This window comes from Hydrogenophaga sp. GW456-12-10-14-TSB4, from assembly GCF_059424305.1.
On sequence record NZ_JBWKZH010000012.1, the window covers coordinates 69678 to 88805 of the forward strand.

Genomic DNA, 19128 nt, shown 5'->3' on the forward strand with positions numbered 1-19128 from the left:
GCGGTATAACGAAGCCGTTTCGTTTCCACACCACGAGGAGACACCACATGGACACATTCACCGGTGGTTGCCTGTGCGGCAATGTTCGGATCGAAGCGACAGGCCGGCCCTTCCGGGTGGGCCTGTGCCATTGCCTCGACTGCCGCAAACACCACGGCACGCTCTTCCACGCTTCGGCGGTGTTCTCGGAGAACGCCGTGACCATCGACGGCGAGACGCGCGATTACGAAGGCCGCTTCTTCTGCCCGCGCTGCGGGTCCTCGGTGTATGGCCGCAGTGGCGATGAGATCGAAGTCAACCTGGGGGCTCTCGACGCGCCCGACCAGTTCACACCCACCTACGAACTTTGGACCGTGCGCCGCGAAGCCTGGCTGCCGCCGTTTCCGCTCATCAAGCGGTACGAGCGCGATCGCGAGGACACGGGCCGGTTCGAGGATTGAATCGGGCTCTCCAATGAACACCCTTCAGATCATCCTGCTCATCACGTCAGCCCCACCCGGTGTCCGCTTGGCCGTGCAGCACGGCCGCGATGGCCTGCTGCCGCCCTACGCATCAACGGCCGAGCTCGCGTCATTCGCCTTGACCTTGCCGCTCGGGCCCACGCTGCCAGACGGATCGTTCAACTTCCGCGGCCCGTTTGCGCAAGGCACACCGGCCGACCGCTTCATCTACCTGAACTCGGGCACCTATGCCGGTCAACCGGACACCCTCTGGGCGCGAAGGGCGAAGATCAAGCTGGCCGGCATCCCCCGGTCCTTGGTGGAGACGGCGGCGGGAGACGCCCACTGCGCCATCGAAGCTCGCATCCACGGCACGGCGCGAGATGGCGGGCCGGTGTGCGCGACCGTGGATCCTCTTTCGATCAGCTGGCAGCTGGCCAGGCGCTCCTGAGTGAGGGGGCGTCAGGCGCCGCTGTTGAGCGACATGTGGCGTTGCTCGGCATAGGTTTTCAGTGACTGCATGGTCCGAGGAAGCCCCTCGCGAACCTGCCTGGCAACGCCGGGCCCGAAGAGAAAAGAAAGGGCTCCCGTGAACCACACGCGGTGCATCACCTCCGACCCGCCGGCGACCGGAGACACCGTGTGCTCGAAGTGCATGCGGAACAGCGGGATGTGCCCCACCACGGTGAACGACCGGCCCTCGGTGCGCTCGGTGACCACCATCGGCACGCCCATGCCCTTGCTGGGCGTGATCCGGCCCCTTGTACCGACGGCGAAGGGCCCATCGAGCCGGGCCTGCTTGGTGTCCGGGTCCCACAGAGGCCATCGGTCGACCTCACTCCAGATGCGATCGATGGTCGCGGGCGGGACGGCGATGTGGACGCGTTCTTCGATTTGCATGAGGTGGTTGAAATGGTTGCGAAGCTCAGGCGCGGCATCTCGCGCCCGCCCTGGGCGTTTGGCGAAGAGTATCCGCGCTTCGTCGCAAGGCACAAGACCGCTGCAGGGCCCTTGCAGATAATCGCCAGCTTCATTCCCACCGAGGCTCGCGCTCCATGAAAACGTTCAACGCAACACGGTTCTCTGCGGTCGTCGCCCTGGCGCTTGCAGCCACCTGCGCCCATGCCGCCGGCTTTCAGCATGGCGTTGCCGCGGATCCGGACGGCAAGCCGCTCCCCATTGGCATCTGGTACCCGAGCCCCGCCGCAGCCCAGCCCTTGGCATTGGGCCCGACGACGATGAGCGTGGCGGCCAACGGCCCTGTGCAGGGCCAGGCGTTGCCGCTGATCCTGATGTCACATGGAACCGGCGGCTCCTTGCTCGGGCATTTCGATACGGCCATTGCGCTGGCCGACGCAGGCTTCGTGGTGGCCGCCGTCACGCACACGGGCGACAACTACGCAGACCAGAGCCGCAGCGTCGACATCATGGACCGGCCTAGGCAGATCACCCGGGTGATCAACCACATGCTGTCGAGCTGGGGTGGCCGCGCGGCGATCGACCCTGCGCGGGTCGGCATGTTTGGCTTCTCGGCGGGCGGCTTCACCACGCTCGCGAACATCGGCGCGGTGCCCGACTTTTCAACGATCGGGCCGATGTGCCGCCAGTACCCCGGCGACTTTGCCTGCCAGCTCCTGGCGAAGAGCGGAAACGCCGTCACCCCTCCCGCCGCGTCCACGCTGGCCAGCGCAGCGGACGCGCGGATCAAGGCCGCTGTGGTGGCCGCACCGGCGCTCGGGTTCACCTTCGCACCGGAGGGGCTCAAAAACGTCAAGGTGCCCGTGCAGCTCTGGCGCGCCGAGAACGATGCCATCCTCCCTCATCCGCGTTATGCCGAAGTGGTCCGGCTCGGGCTGCCGCAGGCGCCGGACTATCGCGTCGTCTCCAACGCCGGGCATTTCGACTTCCTGGCCCCGTGCAGCAGTGCGCTGGCCTCGATCGCGCCCGACATTTGCACCAGTGCGCCGGGCTTTGACCGGGTCGCGTTTCATGCGAGCTTCAATGCAGCGGTCGTGGGCTTTTTCAGCAAGGCATTGAAGGTGCCTTGATGTTGTGCCCGGTTGGCTTCAAGGAAGCACCAAGGCCGCTTCGTGTCTGCCCCGCCTGGGCTAGCATGGCGGCCATCGGCCAACAGCAGACCTCTTCTCTATGACCCTCTCATCTCTCTTCCTCATTTCGCTGGTTGTTTGGGTTGTGATCGGGGTTCTCTGGCTCTTGCCCATGAAGCTGAAAATCATGAAGCGACTGGGACATTTGACGCCAGATGAAATCATTCAACTTGGCAAGGCCGGCGATGCCGAGGTGCAGAGCCTGCGGAAAAGAGGCTGGTGGTGGATCGGCATAGGCCTAGCGGTGCTCGTGCCTCAGCAGCTGGTTCTGTCAGCCCTTAAGACTGTAGGAAGTTGAAGGCTCACTCGCGCGGCTCTCGGGCGCGCAGGTGACTTCCGTTTGATGCCATCACACCTGCTTCTGTCCCCGATACGCAGACCACTTCAAGAAACCAGCGGCGACCATGATGGTCCCGAGACTCATGTAAAGGATCGCGGGCCCCCGGTGTCCCATAGCGTTGAAAGCCATTGTTTTAACCCAGCTCCAGCGGCCGCTGAACGGCACTTGCGACGGGTCAAACCATTCGTGAAGACCGAGCACGAAAGAGCATGCGCCGAAGCCCCACCAGACGGCGGCCATCTCTTTGTTCGAGAACGGCTTCTTCCAATGAGGGTGGTCCGGTTCACCGCGATTGAGTTTCATACTGTGGACGCCTTGATCAATGTCTGTTTCTGGCCGTCAGGCCCCTCTCGCATACCGCTCCAACCGCTGTTCCAGCGTGCCGGTATGAAGCTCGAAGAAGTGGTTGTCGAAATCGTAGAAGTACACCTCCCGCGCGCCCAAACCGAAGCACAGGAAGTGCGCCATCCGCTCGAGGTCGCGAACGATGAACGTGATGTGGCTGATGCCCTCGATGTGCATGGGGGCTTACCGTAACACGGCCGTCTCAGCAGACCATTCCCCTACACCGAAACATCTGCGAACACCATTCCGGCCCCCATGCGTGCAGACTACGGCCCCATGAAGCTCCTCCCCCTCGTGTTTTCGCTGAGCGCCGTGGCGCTCGTCCCCTTCGCCGCCCAGGCCCAGCAGGCGCCGGCGAAGCCCGCGGCCAAGCCCGCGCCCGCTGCCACCAAGGCGCAGGCCACCGCCACCAAGCGTCCCCCACTGGCCCGCTCCGCCGCCAAGGCCGTGGAAGAGGTGACGCCCATCGAGGAAGACACCAACGTGACGCTCTCCGAAGCCGATCTCGCGGTGGCCAAGCGGGTGTACATCGGCAGCATCCCGTGCGAGCTCGGCAATGCCGTGCAGATCACGCCCGCCAAACGCGACGGCTTCTTCATCGTGCAGGTGAAGAACACGCGCAACGCGCGTTACTACATGCACCCGGTGGAAAGCCGCACCGGCGCCATCCGCCTGGAAGACCCCAAGCGCGGCGCGCTCTGGCTGCAGCTGGGCAACAAGTCCATGCTCATGAGCCAGAAGATCGGCGCGCGGCTGGCCGACGAATGCATGAGCCCCGACCAGCTCACCCTGGCCGCCGAGATGAAGCGCAACCCGCCCAAGAGCATTCTCGACCCGGTGGACCCGCCAGCAGCGGTCACGCCCCCGCCCGCTGCGCCCCCGGCCAACGCCAACTGATAGACTGCGACGCTCTGCGGGAGAGCGAGGCGCGTCGAGCGCCTCCGCCGAAGGCGCAAACTCCCATGATCGCTCAGGCTCAACGGACCGCAGACACATTTCGCCGACTGGAGAGAGGCCGGGCCGCACCACGCGCGCACCGGCACACCGAAGGGGCAGACTGCCACGCAGTCGAAACTCTCAGGTAAAAGGACAGAGGGAGAGGCGCCCACAGGAACGGCCATCGCGCGGTTCCTGCCTTCACCTGAGTCCTTGCCCATGCGCCTCTCGCGGCCTGCCTTCACCTTCCGTTTCTTTCTCGCCCTGGCCGTCGGCCTGTGCATCGGCGCTTCCCTCGGCGCGGCCTATGCCCTGCACCGCCTGTGGCTGCAGCTGCCCGAGGTCGGCCACCTCGCCGACTACGACCCCATGCTGCCGCTGCGCATCCACGCGCGCGACGGCAGCCTGCTCGCGGAGTACGGCGAAGAGCGGCGCCAGTTCGTGCCGATCGAGCGCATCCCGCAGACGATGCAGAACGCCTTGCTGGCCATCGAGGACGCGCGCTTCCACGAACACGGCGCGGTGGACTACGCGGGCATCGCGCGCGCGGCGCTCGGCAACCTCGTGGCCGGTGGCCACACCCAGGGCGCGAGCACCATCACCATGCAGGTGGCGCGCGTCTTCTTCCTGAGCCGCGAGAAGACCTACCGGCGCAAGATCATGGAGATCCTGCTGGCCTACAAGCTCGAAGCGGCCTACAGCAAGGGCAAGATCCTGGAGCTGTACATGAACCAGATCTACCTGGGCGAGCGGGCCTACGGATTTGCCGCCGCCGCGTCGGTCTATTTCGACAAGACGCTCGACCAGCTCAGCGTCGCCGAGGCCGCAATGCTGGCCGGCCTGCCCAAGGCTCCTTCGGCCTACAACCCGGTGGTCAACCGCGAGCGCGCCACCGTTCGCCAGCAGCACATCCTCAAGCGCATGCGCGAGCTGGGACACCTCGACGAGCCGGCGCACCAGCAGGCGCGCGCGGAGCCGCTCACGCTGCGGCCGCGCCCACCGCCGGCGGACCCGGCCACGGCCCATGCGGTCGAACAGGTGCGCAAGATGATGGTGGCGCGTTTCGGCGACGAGGCCTACTCGCGCGGCCTGGACGTGACCACCACCCTCGACGTGGCGGCGCAGCAGGCCGCCGCCCGTGCCTTGCGCACCGGCCTGCAGAAGGCCCGGCGGCCGCAGCTGGAGGGCGCGCTGGTGTCCGTCGATGCGAAGTCGGGGGACATCCTGGCGCTGGTGGGGGGCTCCGATTTCGCGCGCAACCAGTTCGACCACGCCGTGCAGGCGGTGCGCCAGCCGGGCTCGACCTTCAAGCCCTTCGTGTTCTCCGCCGCATTGGAAAAGGGCTACTTCCCCGGCACGCGCATCGACGACACGCAGCGGCTGGTCACGCCCGCGGCGCGCGGGCGCAAGGCCTGGCGGCCACGCAACTACGGCCACCAGTACGAAGGCTTCATCACGGCCCGGCGGGCGCTGGCGCGCTCGAAGAACGTGGTGGCGGTCAACCTCATGGACGCCGCCGGCCCTGAGTACGTGCAGCAGTTCGCCACCCGCTTCGGCTTCGCGGCCGAGCTGAACCCGCCCATCCTCCCGCTGGCGCTGGGCGCGGGCGCGGTGACCCCGCTGCAGCTCACCGAGGCCTATGCCGTCTTTGCCAACGAGGGCGAGCGGGTCGAGTCCCGCCTGGTGCTGCAGGTGAGCGAGCGCGGCGGCGGCGTGCTCTACGAAGCGCCGACGGTGGCGCCGCGCGCGCAGGTGATCTCCCCGCGCAACGCCCACGTGATGGACAGCCTGCTGCGCGACGTGGTGCGGCAAGGCACGGCGCGGCGCGCGCAGGCGCTGGGGCGCGCGGACACGGCGGGCAAGACCGGCACCTCCAACGACGCCCGCGATGTCTGGTTCGCCGGCTATTCGTCGGGCATCGCCTCGGTGGTGTGGATGGGGTTCGACCAGGCGCGCAGCCTGGGCAACGCCACGGGCGGCAGCCTCGCCCTGCCGGTCTGGACGGACTACATGAAGACCGCCGTGGCCGATCGGCCCCAGGCGCAGCGCAGCCCGCCGGCGGACCTGGTGATGCTGGGCGACGACTACGTCTACCCGGAGTACCTCGCCGGCGCCTGCGTCGAGGCGCCACACGCCTTCATCGAAAGCCCGTTCGGCTGCGCCGGCTCAGGCGGCCCGGTGCCGGGCAATGAAGTCTTCGTTGAATGACAGCCCGTGGCCGGGCCGTTCGCTGAGCACCAGAGCGCCGTTCGATCAGGCCGTTGGGAATGGCCGCGATCAGCGGCGCGAAGATCTCGGGCACCAGGTGGCTGTCACGTCGCGGATCGCCTTCACGTGTTCCACCAGCTGCGGCAGGCGCGCGCGATCACCGCGGGCAGGTCCCATGTCCCGTCGGTCTCGTCGTTCCTCGGGATCACCCGGGGAATGAGCACGGTCTGGACGTCGACCCGCGTGATCTTCATGCCAGCGCGAGCGGCAGCGCCAGGCCCATGGCGGCGGTTTCGCGGTTCATGGCCTGCGCGTACTGGCGCGCGTTGCCCACCTTCACGTGTTCGTAGCCGCGCACCATGTCGGGCAGCGCGGCGATGCGCGCGGCCTGCTCGTGGTTGCCGGCGTTGAGCGCTTCCACCAGCTGGGCCAGCAGCGCCTCGTAGTGTTCGAGCAGCTGGCGCTCCAGGCGGCGCACCTCGGTGCGCGCGAACACGTCCAGCGCCGTGCCCCGGATGCCCTTGGCCGCGCGCAGCAGCTTGAGCACCGGCGCGAACCAGGGGCCGAACTTCACTTTCTGGTTGAAGCCCAGGCTGCGCAGGAAGGTGGGGTGCAGGTGCCAGGTGATGCGCGGGTTCTCGCCGAAGGTGCGCGTGAGGCGCGCGCGCTCGGCATCGTCCAGCAGCAGGCGCGCCACTTCGTACTCGTCCTTGTAGGCCATGAGCTTGTAGAGGTTCTTCGCCACCGCGACCGTCAGCGCACTGCGCCCGCCCGGCAGCGCCGATTCGGCGCGCCACATGGCGGCCACCTGGCGCGTGTAGCGCTCGGCGTAGGCCGCGTTCTGGAAGGCGATGAGTTCGGGCACGCGCAGTTCCAGCACGGCGCGCAGCGCGGCGTCCTGACCGGGCACGCTGTCCACCAGCGCGCGCGCGGCGGGCGAGAGCTCGGCCGCCACCGGCGCAGGGGTGCGGTTCTGCTGCATGGCCTGCTCCACCTTGGCCGGGTCGCCCACCAGCAGGCGGCCCCAGCGGAAGGCCTCGATGTTCATCTCCACCGAGGTGCCGTTCAGGCGGATCGCGTCCTCGATCGCCTCGGCCGGGATCGGCAGCGCGCCGGCCTGGTAGGCCGCGCCCACCAGCAGCAGGTTGCTCGCCATGTGGTCGCCCATCAGGCGCTCGGCCACGTGCTGCGCGTCCAGGTACACGTTGTGCTCGGCGCGCGTCACCTTGTCCAGCGTCTCGCGCAGGTGGTCGGGCGCGGGGTAGTGCTTGGCCTTGTTGGCCACCATCTCGCCCGTGGGCACGGCGGTGGTGGAGACGATGGCCACGGTGCGCTCGGGCGAGGCCACCACGATGTTGCTCGCGCTCACCGCCACCAGCGGGTCGAACACCAGGAACAGGTCGGCGCTGGCCGTGCCCACGGTGGGCGAGCCGCCCACGCCGTGCGGCAGCACCTTCAGGTGCGAGACCACCGGGCCGGCCTTCTGGCTGGAGCCGGTGTGGTCGTAGGTCTGCACGTTCATGCCGCTGCGGAACGCCGCCGTGCCCAGGATCTGGTTGACCGTGACCACGCCGGTGCCGCCGATGCCGGTGAGGCAGATCGAGAATGCGCCTTCGGGCACGCGCGAGACCGGCTCGGGCAGCGCCAGCGCCGTGGGCAGCGGCACGCGCTGGCCGCCGCGCAGTTTCTGTTTGAGCGCAGGCGCCTCGATGGTGGCGAACGAGGGGCAGTCGCCCTTCACGCAGGAGAAGTCCTGGTTGCAGGAGGACTGGTGGATCTGCGTCTTGCGGCCGTAGGGCGTTTCCACCGGCTGCACGCTCAGGCAGTTGGACTTCACGCCGCAGTCGCCGCAGCCTTCGCACACGCGCTCGTTGATGATGGTCGAGCGCGGCTTGTAGTCCATCTTGCCGCGCTTGCGCAGGCGGCGCTTTTCGGTGGCGCACTGCTGAACGTGCATCAGCACGGTCACGCCCGGCGTGCCGGCCAGCAGCTTCTGCGCCTCCATCAGGCGCTCGCGCGGCCACACCGCGGCGCTGCCGACCTTGCCGCCGGGGTACTGCTCGGGGTCGTCGGTGGTGATCAGGATGCGGGCCACGCCTTCGGCCTCCAGCATCTTCACCATGTCGGGCACCGTCATGCCGCCCAGGATGTCCTGGCCGCCGGTCATGGCCACGGTGGAGTTGTAAAGCAGCTTGTAGGTGACGTGGGTCTTGGCCGCCACCGCGAAACGGATCGCCAGGCTGCCCGAGTGGGCGAAGGTGCCGTCGCCCAGGTTCTGGAAGAAGTGCGCCGTGTCGGTGAAGGGCGCCAGGCCCACCCACTGCGCGCCCTCGCCGCCCATCTGCGTGTAGCCCTTGACGACGCCGAAGCCCTCGCCCATCCACAGGTCCATGATGTGGCAGCCGATGCCCGCGCCCACGATGGCGCCGTCGGGTGCCTTCAGGCTGGTGTTGTGCGGGCAGCCCGAGCAGAAGTACGGCGTGCGCGCGGTGCTCAGCATGATGGGCGCGCGCTTCAAGGCCGGCGGGTTGAGCAGCAGCGCGCGCGACTGCGCCACCGGCGTCTGCACCAGCGGGCCCAGGCGCTTGAGCAGCGCGCGCGCGATGGTGTCGGCCGACTGCTCGCCCTGCAGCGGCAACAGGGGCGCGCCGTGCTCGTCCGCCTTGCCGACGATGCGCGGCTGGTCGGGCGTGCCGTACAGGATCTCCTTGAGGAACAGCTCGACGAAGGGCCGCTTGTCCTCCACCACCAGCAGCTCGGGCATGCCGCGCGCGAACTCGCGCACGATGTCCGGCTCCACCGGGTAGATCAGGCCCATCTTCAGGATGCCCACGCCGGCCTCGGCCAGCGCCTCGTCGCTGTGCAGGCCCAGGTCGCTGAGCGCCTGGCGCACGTCGTAGTAGGTCTTGCCCCAGGTGACGATGCCGATGCGCGGGGCCTTGGGTTGCACCACGATGCGGTTGAGGCCGTTGAGTGCGGCGTAGCGGCGCGCGATCTCCAGCTGGCCGTTGGCGATGCGGCGCTCGGCCTCGATCAAAGGCGGGCCGGCCTCGTTGGGGCGGAACACCGGCTTGAGCGGCTGGCCGTCGTACAGCACCTCGGGCAGCACCGGCTGCACGCGGTCGTGCCCGACCCAGGCCACGCCCGCGCTGTCGGCCACGTCGGTGACGAACTTGAAGCCGGTCCACAGGCCGCTGGCGCGCGAGAGCGCATAGCCGTGCAGGCCGAAGTCGATCACCTCCTGCACGTTGCCCGGTGCGAGGATCGGCATGAAGAACTTGTAGAAGGCCGCGTTCGAGTCGCTCGGGAAGATGGTCGAGCGCGCGTGCGGGTCGTCGCCCGCCACCACCAGCACGCCGCCGTTGCGGCCCACGCCGCGGAAGTTGTGGTGGTGGAAGGCGTCGCCCGCGCGGTCCACGCCCGGCGCCTTGCCGAACCACATGGCGAACACGCCGTCGTAGCGCGCGCCGGGCGTTTCGTGCAGCGCCTGCGTGCCGAAGGCCGCCGTGGCCGCGAGCTCCTCGTTCAGGCCGGTGCGGTGCACGATGTGGTGCGTGTCGAGCAGCTTCTGGTTGCGCTGCATCTCGCCGTCCACGCCGCCCACCGGCGAGCCCGGGTACCCGCACACGAAGCCGGCGGTGTTGAGTCCGCTGCGCTGGTCGAGGCGGCGCTGATCCAGCATCAGCCGCAGCAGGGCCTGCGTGCCGTTGAGGTAGATCGGGCCTTCCTCGCGCGTGAACTTGTCGGCCAGGGTGAAGGGGTTGGGGAGGTCGCGTGGGGCGTTCATGGCGTGGGGCGAGGCCGGTTCTCTTTTATTGACCGCGGATCTTCTTGACTTCGGCGTTCAGGGCGTTGATGAGGTCCGGGCCGAGCACGGCGGTCTGGTTGGCGTACACCACCTTGGTCTTCTCGCGCATGCGCTCGAGTTCGGCCTTGGAGGGTTCGGTGATGGCCACGCCCTGGGTCTTGAGGTAGGCGGCCGATTTGTCTTCCATGTCGCGGCCGAGCTGGCGGTTGACCAGGCGGTTCTCCATCGCGCAGTCCTTGAGCGCCTTCTGCTCGTCGGGGGCGAGCTTGTCGTACTGGGTCTTGGAGTAGATGAAGTTCACCGGGCTGTAGACGTGGCGCGTCAGGGCCACGTGCTTCTGCACCTCGTACAGCTTGGAGGTCTGCAGGAAGGCCACCGGGTTTTCCTGGCCGTCGATGGCCTTGGTCTCCAGCGCCGAGTACACCTCGGTGAAGGGCATGGGCACCGGGTTGGCGCCGAGCTGGGTGAAGGTGTCGATGAAGGTCTTGTTCTGGATCACGCGCAGCTTGAGGCCCTGCAGGTCTTCCAGCTTGTTGATGGGGCGGCGCGAGTTGGTCACGTTGCGGAAACCGTGTTCCCAGAACGAGAGATGCACCAGGCCGGCCGCACCGTAGAAGCCGGCCAGGCGCTCGCCGAAGGCGCCGTCGAGCAGCGCGTCGATTTCCTTGTAGTCGCTCACCAGGAAGGGCAGATCGAACACGCCGAGCTGCGGCACGGCCGGCGCGGTGGCGGCGGTGGTGATCACAGCGCCGTCGAGCGAGCCGCTGCGCACCTGCGTGAGGTTGGCCTGCTCCGGGCCGAGCACGGCCTCGAAGAAGGGGCGCATCTTGAACTTGCCGCCGGACTTGGCGGCCAGGCATTCGCTGGTCTTGGTCAGCGCGATGCCGGCGGGGTGGTCCTTGCTGCCGGTCATGGAGATGCGCACCGTGCGGTCCTGGAACTCGGCCTGGGCCAGGCCGGTGGTGAACACGGCGGCGGCGGCCGCGGCGGCGATCAGGCCGGGGCGCAGGGTCTTGCGAAGAAGGGTGGTCATGGTCTGTCTCTCTCTTTTGGGGTGGGGGAAAAAGGGGCGTGCTCAGAACAGCCAGCGCAGCGGCACCAGCACGATGGAAGGGAAAATCACCAGCAGGAACAGCACGGCCACTTCGGCGATCAGGAACGGCCACAGGCCCTTCATGAGCTGGCCCATCTGCAGGCGTGCGCCGCTGCACACCACGTTGAGCACGATGCCCACCGGGGGGGTGATCAGGCCGATGGCGTTGTTCATCACGAACAGCACGCCGAAGTACACCGGGTCGATGCCGGCCTCGCGCACGATGGGCATCAGGATGGGCGTGAGGATCAGCAGCGTGGGCGAAAAGTCCAGCGCGGTGCCGACCACGATCACCAGCGCCATCATGGCGAACATCAGCAGCGTGGGGTTGGCGATCAGCGGCTGCAGCATGTCGCTGACCTGCTGCGGGATTTCCGAGACGGTGATCAGCCAGGCCGAGACCAGCGCGGTGGCGATCAGGAACACCACGGCGGCCGAGGCCTTGGCCGAGGACAGCAGCAGCGGGTAGAGCATGCGCCAGGTCAGCTCGCGGTAGACGAACATGCCGACGATGAAGGCGTAGACCGCCGCCACCACCGCCGCTTCGGTGGGCGTGAACACGCCCAGCTTCATGCCGCCCACGATGCCGATCGGCATGATCAGCGCCCAGGTGGCGCGCGCCGTGATGCGCAGGCGCTCGGGCATGGGGGTGCGCGGCTGCATGCGGCCGGGCTCCTTGCGCGAGATCCACAGCCAGGTGGCGACCAGGGCCACGCCCATCAGCAGGCCGGGCACGATGGCGGCCATGAACAGCTTGCCGATCGAGACGTTGGCGATCACGCCGAAGACGATCAGCGCGATCGACGGCGGCAGCACCGGCGCGATCACGCTGCCGGCGGCGATCAGGCCACCCGAGCGCGCCACGTCGTAGCCGGCCTTGCGCATCATGGGGATCAGCATGGCGGTGAGCGCGGCCGCGTCGGCGGCGGCCGAGCCCGAGATGGCCGCCATGATCACCGCCGCGGCGATCGCCACGATGCCCAGGCCGCCGCGGATGTGGCCGATCCAGGCCAGCGCGAAGTCCACGATGCGGCGCGAGATGCCGCCGGCGTTCATCAGTTCGCCGGCCAGCATGAAGAAGGGGATGGCCAGCAGCGGGAAGCTGTCGGCGCCTTCGACGATCTTCTGCGACAGCAGGGTGGCGTCGAACTCGCCGCTGAAGATCATGAGCGCCGCACCGGTGACCAGCAGGGCGAACGCGATCGGCATGCCGATCGCCATGGCGCCGCCCAGGGCGCCGAGGAAGATGGTGAAGGTCATTCCAGGCCCTCCGGCGCGATCTCGCGCTCCAGCGAGCCGCCGCGCAGGATGTGCACGATGCGCTGCAGGCTGATGAAGGCGATGCCGCCGCCCGTGACGTAGCCGACGCCGAAGACCCAGATCATCGGCAGGCCCGAGACCGCCGCCACCGTGCTGGCGTTGACCTCGTGCTGGCGCCAGGTGCCCCAGACGAAGACCGCGCAGCAGGCGATCACCAGCACCTCGGCCAGCACCAGGCAGGCGCGGTGGGCCCAGTCGGGCAGGGCCACGAGCAGGGCGTCCACGCCCACGTGCATGCCTTCGCGCGCCGCCAGGATGGCGCCGACGAAGGTCATCCACACGAAGGCGAAGCGCGAGAGTTCCTCGGAGAGCACCAGGCCGCCGTCGAAGCCGTAGCGCAGCACCACGTTGCCGAACACCATGGCGATCATGGTGAGCAGGCACACCACCAGCAGCACTTCGAGCGTGCGCACGATGGCGCGGCCCGCGCCCGCCAGCGCACCGGGTTGGGGGGTGTCGTCGCGCATCACCGGCGCATCCGGTGGGGCGAGGGGAGGGGCGGTGGCAGCAATGGGAATGTCTCCATGGGGTTTCTTGGTGTGAGGCCAGTGTAGGTAGGGGGCCGGTGGCACCCATCGTCGGAACCGACGAAATGGCCCGACGACCCTGGCGCGCACCGCCCGGGATCAGGGTGTACCCGGGGTTGCGGATCGTCGCTTCGGACGATGGCCGGCCCGGGTGTGCTTTCTAGACTGGCGCACCATTTCGAGGAGCGCCCTTGCCTGCAACGAGCATTCTTTCCGCCCTGCAAAAACTGCTGGGTCCCCGGGGCGTCCTGGGCGCGGACGCGATCGAGGAGCGTTACCTCGTCGACGTGCTGGGCAACCGGGGCGAAGCGCCGCTGGCCGTGATCCGGCCCGCCGACACGGCCGAACTCAGCGCCGCGCTGGCGCTGTGCCATGCCCAGGGTGTGCCGGTCATCACCCAGGGCGGGCGCACCGGCCTGGCGCTCGGGCAGTTGCCGCGCGCGGGCGAGATCGTGCTGTCCACCGAGCGCATGAATGCGATCGAGGACATCGACGCCGACGCCGGCACCGCCACGGTGCAGGCCGGCGTGATCCTGCAGACGCTGCAGGAGCGCGTGGCACCGGCCGGCCTGATGTTCCCGCTCGACCTGGGCGGGCGCGGCAGCTGCACCCTAGGCGGCAACATCGCCACCAACGCCGGCGGCAACCGCGTGCTGCGCTACGGCATGGCGCGCGAGATGGTGCTGGGCCTGGAGGTGGTGCTGGCCGACGGCACCGTGCTCGACGGCCTCAAGCCCCTGCTGAAGAACAACACCGGGCCCGACCTCAAGCACCTGTTCATCGGCAGCGAGGGCGTGCTCGGGGTGATCACGCGCGCGGTGCTGCGCCTGTTCCCGCAGCCGGCCGACCGCACCGTGGCGCTGTGCGCCGTGGCCGACTTCGTGCGCGTCAAGGCCCTGCTGCGCCACGCGCGCGCCGGCCTGGCGGGCGAGCTCACTTCCTTCGAGGTGATGTGGGCGAGTTACTACGACCGCGCCGTCACCCTGCTCGGACGCCCCGCGCCGATCGCGCCGGGCAACGCCTTCCACGTGCTCATCGAGGCCTCGGGCACCGACGCCCAGACCCTGCAGGCCCGGGTGGAGCAGATGCTGGGCAGCGCCATCGAGCAGGGCACCGTGGCCGACGCGGTGCTGGCCAAGTCGGGCGCCGAGATCGAGGAACTCTGGCGCGTGCGCGACCTGGCCATCGAGACCTCGCGCCTGCTCGACCCCATCGTGCCCTTCGACGTCAGCGTGCCCATCTCGCGCATGGACAGCTTCGTGGCCGAGGTGCAGGCCGCCGCACTGGCGGTGGACCCGCGCTGCGACCTGCTGGTGTTCGGCCACATGGCCGACGGCAACCTGCACCTCGCGGTGCACCAGCCGCCGGACCGGCCGCAGGCCTTCGACGCCATCGAGCAGGCCGTCTACGGCGTGGTCGGCCGCTACCGGGGATCGGTGTCGGCCGAGCACGGCATCGGCTGGCTCAAGCGCGAGTACCTGGGGCAGTCGCGCAGCCCCGCCGAGATCGCCGTCATGCGCTCGCTCAAGGCGACGCTCGACCCTCGCAACATCCTCAACCCCCACCGGATCCTGTCATGAGCCTGCGCCTTGCCATCTGCACCCCCGTGGCCCGCCCCGTGTTCGAACAGCTGCTGCAGCCCCTGCCCGGCGTGCGCGTGCGCTGGGTGGCCGCCAACGAACTGCCCGAGGCGGCGGCCGAGGCCGACGGCATGGTGCTGCCCGCTTCCGACTACACGCCCGCGCTGGCCGCCGCCCTGCAACAGCCCGGCTCGCCCTGCCAGTGGCTGCAGACCCTCTCGGCCGGCTACGAAACCCTGGTGGTGCACGGCGTGCCCGAGCGCGTGCAGGTGACCAACGCCGGCTCGGTGTGGTCGCCCATGGTGGCCGAACACGCCATGGGCCTCCTGCTGGCCGTGGCGCGCCGCGTGCCGCGCGTGCTCGCCGCGCAGGCCACGGGCCGCTGGGACCACACGATCCGCCAGGACATGCTGATGCTGTTCGATGCGCGCCTGGTGATCGTGGGCATGGGCAGCATCGGCGGTGAGCTCGCGCGCCGCGCGCGCGCCTTCGGCATGCACATCACCGGCGTCACGCGCGGCGGCCGCCCCCACCCCGACGCCGACGAGGTGCTGCCTGTGAGCCGCTTGCACGAGGCCCTGGCGCGCGCCGACTTCGTGGTGTGTGCCGCACCCGGCTCGCCCACCACCGACGGCCTGATCGGCGAGCACGAGCTGGCCGCCTGCCCGCCGCACGCCATCATCGTCAACGTCGGTCGGGGCACGGTCATCGACACGCCTGCGCTGGTGCGCGCGCTGCGCGCCGGCACCGTGGCCGGCGCCGCGCTCGACGTGACCGAGCCCGAACCCCTGCCCGACGGCCACCCGCTGTGGGGCATGCCCAACGTGATCGTCTCGCCGCACCTGGGGGGCGCCGCGCCCGCCCGCTACAACGACCGACTCGCCCGCCACGTGGTGGCCAACGTGCAGGCCCGTCTGGCCGGCAACGCCCTCAACGACCGGGTCGATCCCCGCGCCGCCGCATGAAAACCCCTTACCGCTCCGCGCTCGTCACCACCGCCCCGGGCCCCTCGGCCGCCGCTGCGCGCTCGCTCTGGCGCGCCACCGGCATGACCGACGGCGACTTCGGCAAACCCATCATCGCGGTGGCCAACTCCTTCACCCAGTTCGTGCCCGGCCACGTGCACCTGCGCGACCTGGGCAAGCTGGTGGCCGAGGAAATCACCGCCGCCGGCGGCGTGGCGCGCGAGTTCAACACCATCGCGGTGGACGACGGCATCGCCGCCGGGCACGACGGCATGCTGTACTCGCTGCCCTCGCGCGAGCTGATCGCCGACGCCATCGAGTACATGGTCAACGCCCACCGCGCCGACGCGCTGGTGTGCATCTCCAACTGCGACAAGATCACGCCCGGCATGCTGATGGCTGCGATGCGGCTGAACATCCCGGTGGTCTTCATCTCGGGCGGGCCGATGGAGGCCGGGCGCATGCAGCACGCCACCCGAACCGAGCGCGTGAGCGTGGTCGAGTCCTATGTGGCGATCGCGCGCCCGGGCACCAGCCTGGCCGACGCCAAGGGCTACGAGCACAGCGCCTGCCCCACCTGCGGCTCGTGCTCGGGCATGTTCACCGCCAACTCCATGAACTGCCTGACCGAGGCGCTGGGCCTGGCGCTGCCGGGCAACGGCTCGCTGCTGGCCACGCACGCCGACCGCGAAGGCCTGTTCCGCCAGGCCGGCCGGCTCATCACCGAGCTGTGCCACCGCCGCTATGGGCAGGGCGATGTGAGCGTGCTGCCGCGCGCCATCGCCAACCGCACCGCGTTCGAGAACGCCATGCGCATGGACATCGCCATGGGCGCGTCCACCAACACCATCCTGCACCTGCTGGCCGCCGCGCACGAGGGCGAGGTGGACTTCACGCTCGAAGACATCGACCGCCTCTCGCGCGACACGCCGCACCTGTGCAAGGTCTCGCCGTCCACGCCCGACTACTTCATGGAAGACGTGCACCGCGCCGGCGGCGTCTACGGCATCCTGGGCGAGCTCGACCGCCTGGGCCTGCTCGATACCCGCGCCGGCTGCGTGCACGCGCCCTCGCTGGCCGATGCGCTGGCGCGCTGGGACGTGCGCCGCAGCGAAGACCCCGAGGTGCAGCGCTTCTACCGCGCCGCGCCCGGCGGCGTGCGCACCACCGAAGCCTTCTCGCAGAGCAAGCGCTACGACACGCTGGACGTGGACCGCCAGAAGGGCTGCATCCGCGAGGGCGCCTCGGCCTACTCGGCCACCGGTGGCCTGGCTGTGCTGCGCGGCAACCTCGCGCCCGAAGGCTGCGTGATCAAGACCGCCGCCGTGCACCCCGACATGCACCAGTTCAAGGGCACGGCCATCGTGTTCGACAGCGAGATCAGCGTGCGCGACGCGATCGAGAACGGCAGCGTGAAACCCGGCCACGCCATGGTGGTGCGCTACGAAGGACCGCGCGGCGGGCCGGGCATGCAGGAGATGTCCAAGCCCGCCGTGGTGTTCCACTCCATGGGCCTGCACACCAGCTGCGCGCTCATCACCGACGGCCGTTTCTCCGGCGCCAACTCGGGCCTGGCGATCGCGCACGTCTCGCCCGAGGCCGCCTCGGGCGGCGCCATCGCGCTGGTGGAAGACGGCGACCCCATCGTGATCGACCTCGCGGCGCGCCGCATCGAGCTCGCGATCTCCGACGAGGAACTCGCCGCGCGCCGCCAGCGCATGCAGGCGCGCGGCGCCGCCGCGTGGAAGCCCGCACCGCGCGAGCGCGAGGTAAGCACCGCGCTGCGCATCTACGGTGCGTTGGCCACCTCGGCCTCCACCGGTGCGGTGCGCGACATCTCGCGGCTCGCCGCCTTCGAGCGCCTCGACGCTCAGCAAGAACCCTAGGTCTCATCGGTTTCGTCGCTTCCGACGAGGTCGGGACAGAGGCGCACTTCTAGACTGGCTTTCAAACTCGGAAAGCGGAGACATGACAAGCAAACCGGTCCTCCTGCGGATCTCCAACCTCGGTGTGCGCTTCGGCGGCATCGTGGCCCTGGAGGGCGTGTCTTTCGAAGTGCCGCACGGCAGCATCTGCGGCCTCATCGGCCCCAACGGCGCGGGCAAGACCACGCTGTTCAACTGCCTCAGCCGCCTCTACCAGCCGGCCTCGGGTTCGATCCACATCGATGGCGCGGACCTGCTCGCGATGGATGTGCACCAGATCGCCACCGCCGGCATCGGCCGCACCTTCCAGAACGTGGCCCTGTTCGACACGCTCACGGTGGACGAGAACATCATGCTCGGCGGCCACTCGCAGACGCGCGGCGGCTTCGCGGCCAACGCGCTGAACCTCCCCCTGGTGCGAACCGAAGAACGCCAGCTGCGCGACGGCGCGCGCGAAGCGGCGCAACTGGTGGGCCTGCAAGGCTACGGCCAGGCCATCGTGGCCGACCTGCCCTTCGGCTACCGCAAGCGCGTGGAACTGGCGCGCGCCCTCATGGCCCGACCCAAGCTGCTGCTGCTGGACGAGCCCGCCGCCGGCCTGAACCACGAAGAGCTGCACGGCCTGCAGGTGCTGATCCGCCGCATCCGCGACGAGCGCGGCATCACCGTGCTGCTGGTGGAGCACCACATGGGCCTGGTGATGGCGCTGTCGGACAAAGTGGTCGCGCTGAACTTCGGCCGCAAGATCGCCGAAGGCTCGCCGGCCGAGGTGCAGCAGAACGAGGACGTGATCGCCGCCTACCTGGGAGCCCCCGCATGAGCGACCTTCTGCTCGAGGTGAAGAACCTGAACGCCGCCTACGGCAGCACCTTGGTGCTGCACGGCCTGAGCTTCACGCTGCAACGCGGCGGCATCACCGCCATCCTGGGTGCCAACGGCGCGGGCAAGACCACCACGCTGCGGGCGATCTGCGGCATGTGCACGCGCCAGGGCGAGGTGCGGCTCGAAGGCGAGCGCATCGACCAGCGCAAGACCGAGCAGATCACCCGCCTGGGCGTGGCCCACGTGCCCGACGGGCGCGGCACCTTCACCGACCTCACGGTGGAAGAGAACCTGCGCCTGGGTGCGTACACGCGAAGCGACCGCGCCGGCATCGCGCAGGACTTCGAGCTGGTCTACAGCTACTTCCCCAAGCTGGCCGAGCGCCGCCACCAGCAGGCCGGCACGCTCTCGGGCGGCGAGCAGCAGATGCTGGCGATCAGCCGCGCGCTGATGCTGCGCCCGCGCCTGCTGCTGCTCGACGAACCCTCCTTCGGCCTGGCGCCGCTGGTGGTGAAAGAGATCTTCGCGATCATGCGCCGCATCAACACGCAGCAGAAGGTGAGCCTGCTGCTGGTGGAACAGAACGCCAACCTCGCGCTGGACCTGGCCGACCACGCCTACCTGCTGGAGACCGGCCGCATCGTGCTCTCGGGCCCCTCCGACGAGATCAAGCAGAACGACTCGGTGCGCCGCGCCTATCTGGGAACCTGA

Annotated in this window: 19 protein-coding genes and 1 riboswitch; of the genes, 11 read left to right on the forward strand and 8 right to left on the reverse strand. The window is 69.1% G+C overall.

Translation table 11 applies throughout. The features are described 5' to 3' along the window. Positions 1-47: 47 nt before the first annotated feature. Both AC07ZS_RS08755 and AC07ZS_RS08760 read left to right on the forward strand, forming a co-directional pair. Entirely contained in the window at positions 48-440 is a 393-nt protein-coding gene (locus AC07ZS_RS08755; RefSeq protein ID WP_494798204.1) for a GFA family protein, read from the forward strand. Positions 441-453: 13 nt separating this feature from the next. Beyond that, positions 454-891: a DUF5990 family protein gene (locus AC07ZS_RS08760; protein WP_494798205.1), complete on the forward strand. Its 438-nt coding sequence runs from the start codon at positions 454-456 to the stop codon at positions 889-891. A gap of 11 nt (positions 892-902) precedes the next feature. Here the strand turns inward: AC07ZS_RS08760 and AC07ZS_RS08765 are convergent, their stop codons facing one another. Continuing rightward, positions 903-1340, reverse strand: coding sequence for an SRPBCC family protein (locus AC07ZS_RS08765; protein WP_494798206.1), 438 nt, complete (start codon positions 1338-1340; stop codon positions 903-905). 155 nt (positions 1341-1495) lie between these two features. Here AC07ZS_RS08765 and AC07ZS_RS08770 point away from each other — a divergent pair, with 155 nt between their 5' ends. Continuing rightward, positions 1496-2488, forward strand: coding sequence for an alpha/beta hydrolase family protein (locus AC07ZS_RS08770; protein WP_494798207.1), 993 nt, complete (start codon positions 1496-1498; stop codon positions 2486-2488). A 100-nt stretch (positions 2489-2588) separates the two neighbouring features. Continuing rightward, positions 2589-2846: a hypothetical protein gene (locus tag AC07ZS_RS08775; protein WP_494798208.1), complete on the forward strand. Its 258-nt coding sequence runs from the start codon at positions 2589-2591 to the stop codon at positions 2844-2846. 51 nt (positions 2847-2897) lie between these two features. On the opposite strand, the gene AC07ZS_RS08780 is transcribed toward AC07ZS_RS08775, so the two are convergent. After that, the gene (locus AC07ZS_RS08780) at positions 2898-3191 is read right to left on the reverse strand and encodes a hypothetical protein (RefSeq protein ID WP_494798209.1); all 294 of its coding nucleotides are present in this window, start codon (positions 3189-3191) and stop codon (positions 2898-2900) included. 36 nt (positions 3192-3227) lie between these two features. Further along, positions 3228-3410, reverse strand: coding sequence for a VOC family protein (locus AC07ZS_RS08785; RefSeq protein ID WP_494798210.1), 183 nt, complete (start codon positions 3408-3410; stop codon positions 3228-3230). Between the two features lie 99 nt (positions 3411-3509). Between AC07ZS_RS08785 and AC07ZS_RS08790 the strand changes: the two genes are divergently transcribed. Next, the gene (locus AC07ZS_RS08790; protein ID WP_494798211.1) at positions 3510-4130 is read left to right on the forward strand and encodes a hypothetical protein; all 621 of its coding nucleotides are present in this window, start codon (positions 3510-3512) and stop codon (positions 4128-4130) included. Positions 4131-4137: 7 nt separating this feature from the next. Beyond that, positions 4138-4230, forward strand: a riboswitch (glycine riboswitch). 158 nt (positions 4231-4388) lie between these two features. Beyond that, a complete protein-coding gene (locus tag AC07ZS_RS08795; protein ID WP_494798212.1) occupies positions 4389-6377 on the forward strand; it encodes a penicillin-binding protein 1A in 1989 nt (662 codons plus the stop codon). A gap of 122 nt (positions 6378-6499) precedes the next feature. On the opposite strand, the gene AC07ZS_RS08800 is transcribed toward AC07ZS_RS08795, so the two are convergent. From AC07ZS_RS08800 to AC07ZS_RS08820, 5 genes are read right to left on the reverse strand one after another with little or no spacing between them, the layout of a single operon-like run. Then, entirely contained in the window at positions 6500-6631 is a 132-nt protein-coding gene (locus AC07ZS_RS08800) for a hypothetical protein (protein ID WP_494798213.1), read from the reverse strand. Further along, complete coding sequence (locus tag AC07ZS_RS08805; RefSeq protein WP_494798214.1) at positions 6628-10164, reverse strand: indolepyruvate ferredoxin oxidoreductase family protein; 3537 nt, start codon at positions 10162-10164, stop codon at positions 6628-6630. The genes AC07ZS_RS08800 and AC07ZS_RS08805 overlap by 4 nt, the downstream gene beginning before the upstream one ends. Positions 10165-10189: 25 nt before the next feature. Beyond that, a complete protein-coding gene (locus tag AC07ZS_RS08810) occupies positions 10190-11218 on the reverse strand; it encodes a DctP family TRAP transporter solute-binding subunit (protein WP_494798215.1) in 1029 nt (342 codons plus the stop codon). Between the two features lie 42 nt (positions 11219-11260). After that, positions 11261-12538 (reverse strand): TRAP transporter large permease, encoded by a 1278-nt coding sequence (locus AC07ZS_RS08815; protein WP_494798216.1) that lies wholly within the window; start codon positions 12536-12538, stop codon positions 11261-11263. Next, the gene (locus tag AC07ZS_RS08820) at positions 12535-13065 is read right to left on the reverse strand and encodes a TRAP transporter small permease (RefSeq protein ID WP_494798217.1); all 531 of its coding nucleotides are present in this window, start codon (positions 13063-13065) and stop codon (positions 12535-12537) included. Before AC07ZS_RS08820 ends, AC07ZS_RS08815 begins: the two co-directional genes overlap by 4 nt. Before the next feature lie 251 nt (positions 13066-13316). Here AC07ZS_RS08820 and AC07ZS_RS08825 point away from each other — a divergent pair, with 251 nt between their 5' ends. The 5 genes from AC07ZS_RS08825 (at position 13317) to AC07ZS_RS08845 (ending at position 19128) form a co-directional block, all read left to right on the forward strand. Next, the gene (locus tag AC07ZS_RS08825) at positions 13317-14705 is read left to right on the forward strand and encodes an FAD-binding oxidoreductase (protein WP_494798218.1); all 1389 of its coding nucleotides are present in this window, start codon (positions 13317-13319) and stop codon (positions 14703-14705) included. After that, positions 14702-15670: a D-2-hydroxyacid dehydrogenase gene (locus tag AC07ZS_RS08830; RefSeq protein ID WP_494798219.1), complete on the forward strand. Its 969-nt coding sequence runs from the start codon at positions 14702-14704 to the stop codon at positions 15668-15670. The genes AC07ZS_RS08825 and AC07ZS_RS08830 overlap by 4 nt, the downstream gene beginning before the upstream one ends. Further along, positions 15667-17556 carry a dihydroxy-acid dehydratase gene (gene ilvD, locus AC07ZS_RS08835; RefSeq protein WP_494798220.1) on the forward strand — a complete coding sequence of 630 codons (1890 nt, stop codon included), beginning with the start codon at positions 15667-15669 and terminating at the stop codon, positions 17554-17556. Before AC07ZS_RS08830 ends, ilvD begins: the two co-directional genes overlap by 4 nt. 82 nt (positions 17557-17638) lie before the next feature. Beyond that, positions 17639-18415 carry an ABC transporter ATP-binding protein gene (locus tag AC07ZS_RS08840; protein WP_494798221.1) on the forward strand — a complete coding sequence of 259 codons (777 nt, stop codon included), beginning with the start codon at positions 17639-17641 and terminating at the stop codon, positions 18413-18415. Continuing rightward, positions 18412-19128, forward strand: a complete 717-nt coding sequence (locus AC07ZS_RS08845) for an ABC transporter ATP-binding protein (protein ID WP_494798222.1) — start codon at positions 18412-18414, stop codon at positions 19126-19128. The genes AC07ZS_RS08840 and AC07ZS_RS08845 overlap by 4 nt, the downstream gene beginning before the upstream one ends.

Coding starts and splice junctions, on each gene's coding strand:
- AC07ZS_RS08755 (WP_494798204.1), top strand. CDS start 48: ATGGACACATTCACCGGTGGTTGCCTGTGCGGCAATGTTCGGATCGAA.
- AC07ZS_RS08760 (WP_494798205.1), top strand. CDS start 454: ATGAACACCCTTCAGATCATCCTGCTCATCACGTCAGCCCCACCCGGT.
- AC07ZS_RS08765 (WP_494798206.1), bottom strand. CDS start 1,340: ATGCAAATCGAAGAACGCGTCCACATCGCCGTCCCGCCCGCGACCATC.
- AC07ZS_RS08770 (WP_494798207.1), top strand. CDS start 1,496: ATGAAAACGTTCAACGCAACACGGTTCTCTGCGGTCGTCGCCCTGGCG.
- AC07ZS_RS08775 (WP_494798208.1), top strand. CDS start 2,589: ATGACCCTCTCATCTCTCTTCCTCATTTCGCTGGTTGTTTGGGTTGTG.
- AC07ZS_RS08780 (WP_494798209.1), bottom strand. CDS start 3,191: ATGAAACTCAATCGCGGTGAACCGGACCACCCTCATTGGAAGAAGCCG.
- AC07ZS_RS08785 (WP_494798210.1), bottom strand. CDS start 3,410: ATGCACATCGAGGGCATCAGCCACATCACGTTCATCGTTCGCGACCTC.
- AC07ZS_RS08790 (WP_494798211.1), top strand. CDS start 3,510: ATGAAGCTCCTCCCCCTCGTGTTTTCGCTGAGCGCCGTGGCGCTCGTC.
- AC07ZS_RS08795 (WP_494798212.1), top strand. CDS start 4,389: ATGCGCCTCTCGCGGCCTGCCTTCACCTTCCGTTTCTTTCTCGCCCTG.
- AC07ZS_RS08800 (WP_494798213.1), bottom strand. CDS start 6,631: ATGAAGATCACGCGGGTCGACGTCCAGACCGTGCTCATTCCCCGGGTG.
- AC07ZS_RS08805 (WP_494798214.1), bottom strand. CDS start 10,164: ATGAACGCCCCACGCGACCTCCCCAACCCCTTCACCCTGGCCGACAAG.
- AC07ZS_RS08810 (WP_494798215.1), bottom strand. CDS start 11,218: ATGACCACCCTTCTTCGCAAGACCCTGCGCCCCGGCCTGATCGCCGCC.
- AC07ZS_RS08815 (WP_494798216.1), bottom strand. CDS start 12,538: ATGACCTTCACCATCTTCCTCGGCGCCCTGGGCGGCGCCATGGCGATC.
- AC07ZS_RS08820 (WP_494798217.1), bottom strand. CDS start 13,065: ATGCGCGACGACACCCCCCAACCCGGTGCGCTGGCGGGCGCGGGCCGC.
- AC07ZS_RS08830 (WP_494798219.1), top strand. CDS start 14,702: ATGAGCCTGCGCCTTGCCATCTGCACCCCCGTGGCCCGCCCCGTGTTC.
- ilvD (WP_494798220.1), top strand. CDS start 15,667: ATGAAAACCCCTTACCGCTCCGCGCTCGTCACCACCGCCCCGGGCCCC.
- AC07ZS_RS08840 (WP_494798221.1), top strand. CDS start 17,639: ATGACAAGCAAACCGGTCCTCCTGCGGATCTCCAACCTCGGTGTGCGC.
- AC07ZS_RS08845 (WP_494798222.1), top strand. CDS start 18,412: ATGAGCGACCTTCTGCTCGAGGTGAAGAACCTGAACGCCGCCTACGGC.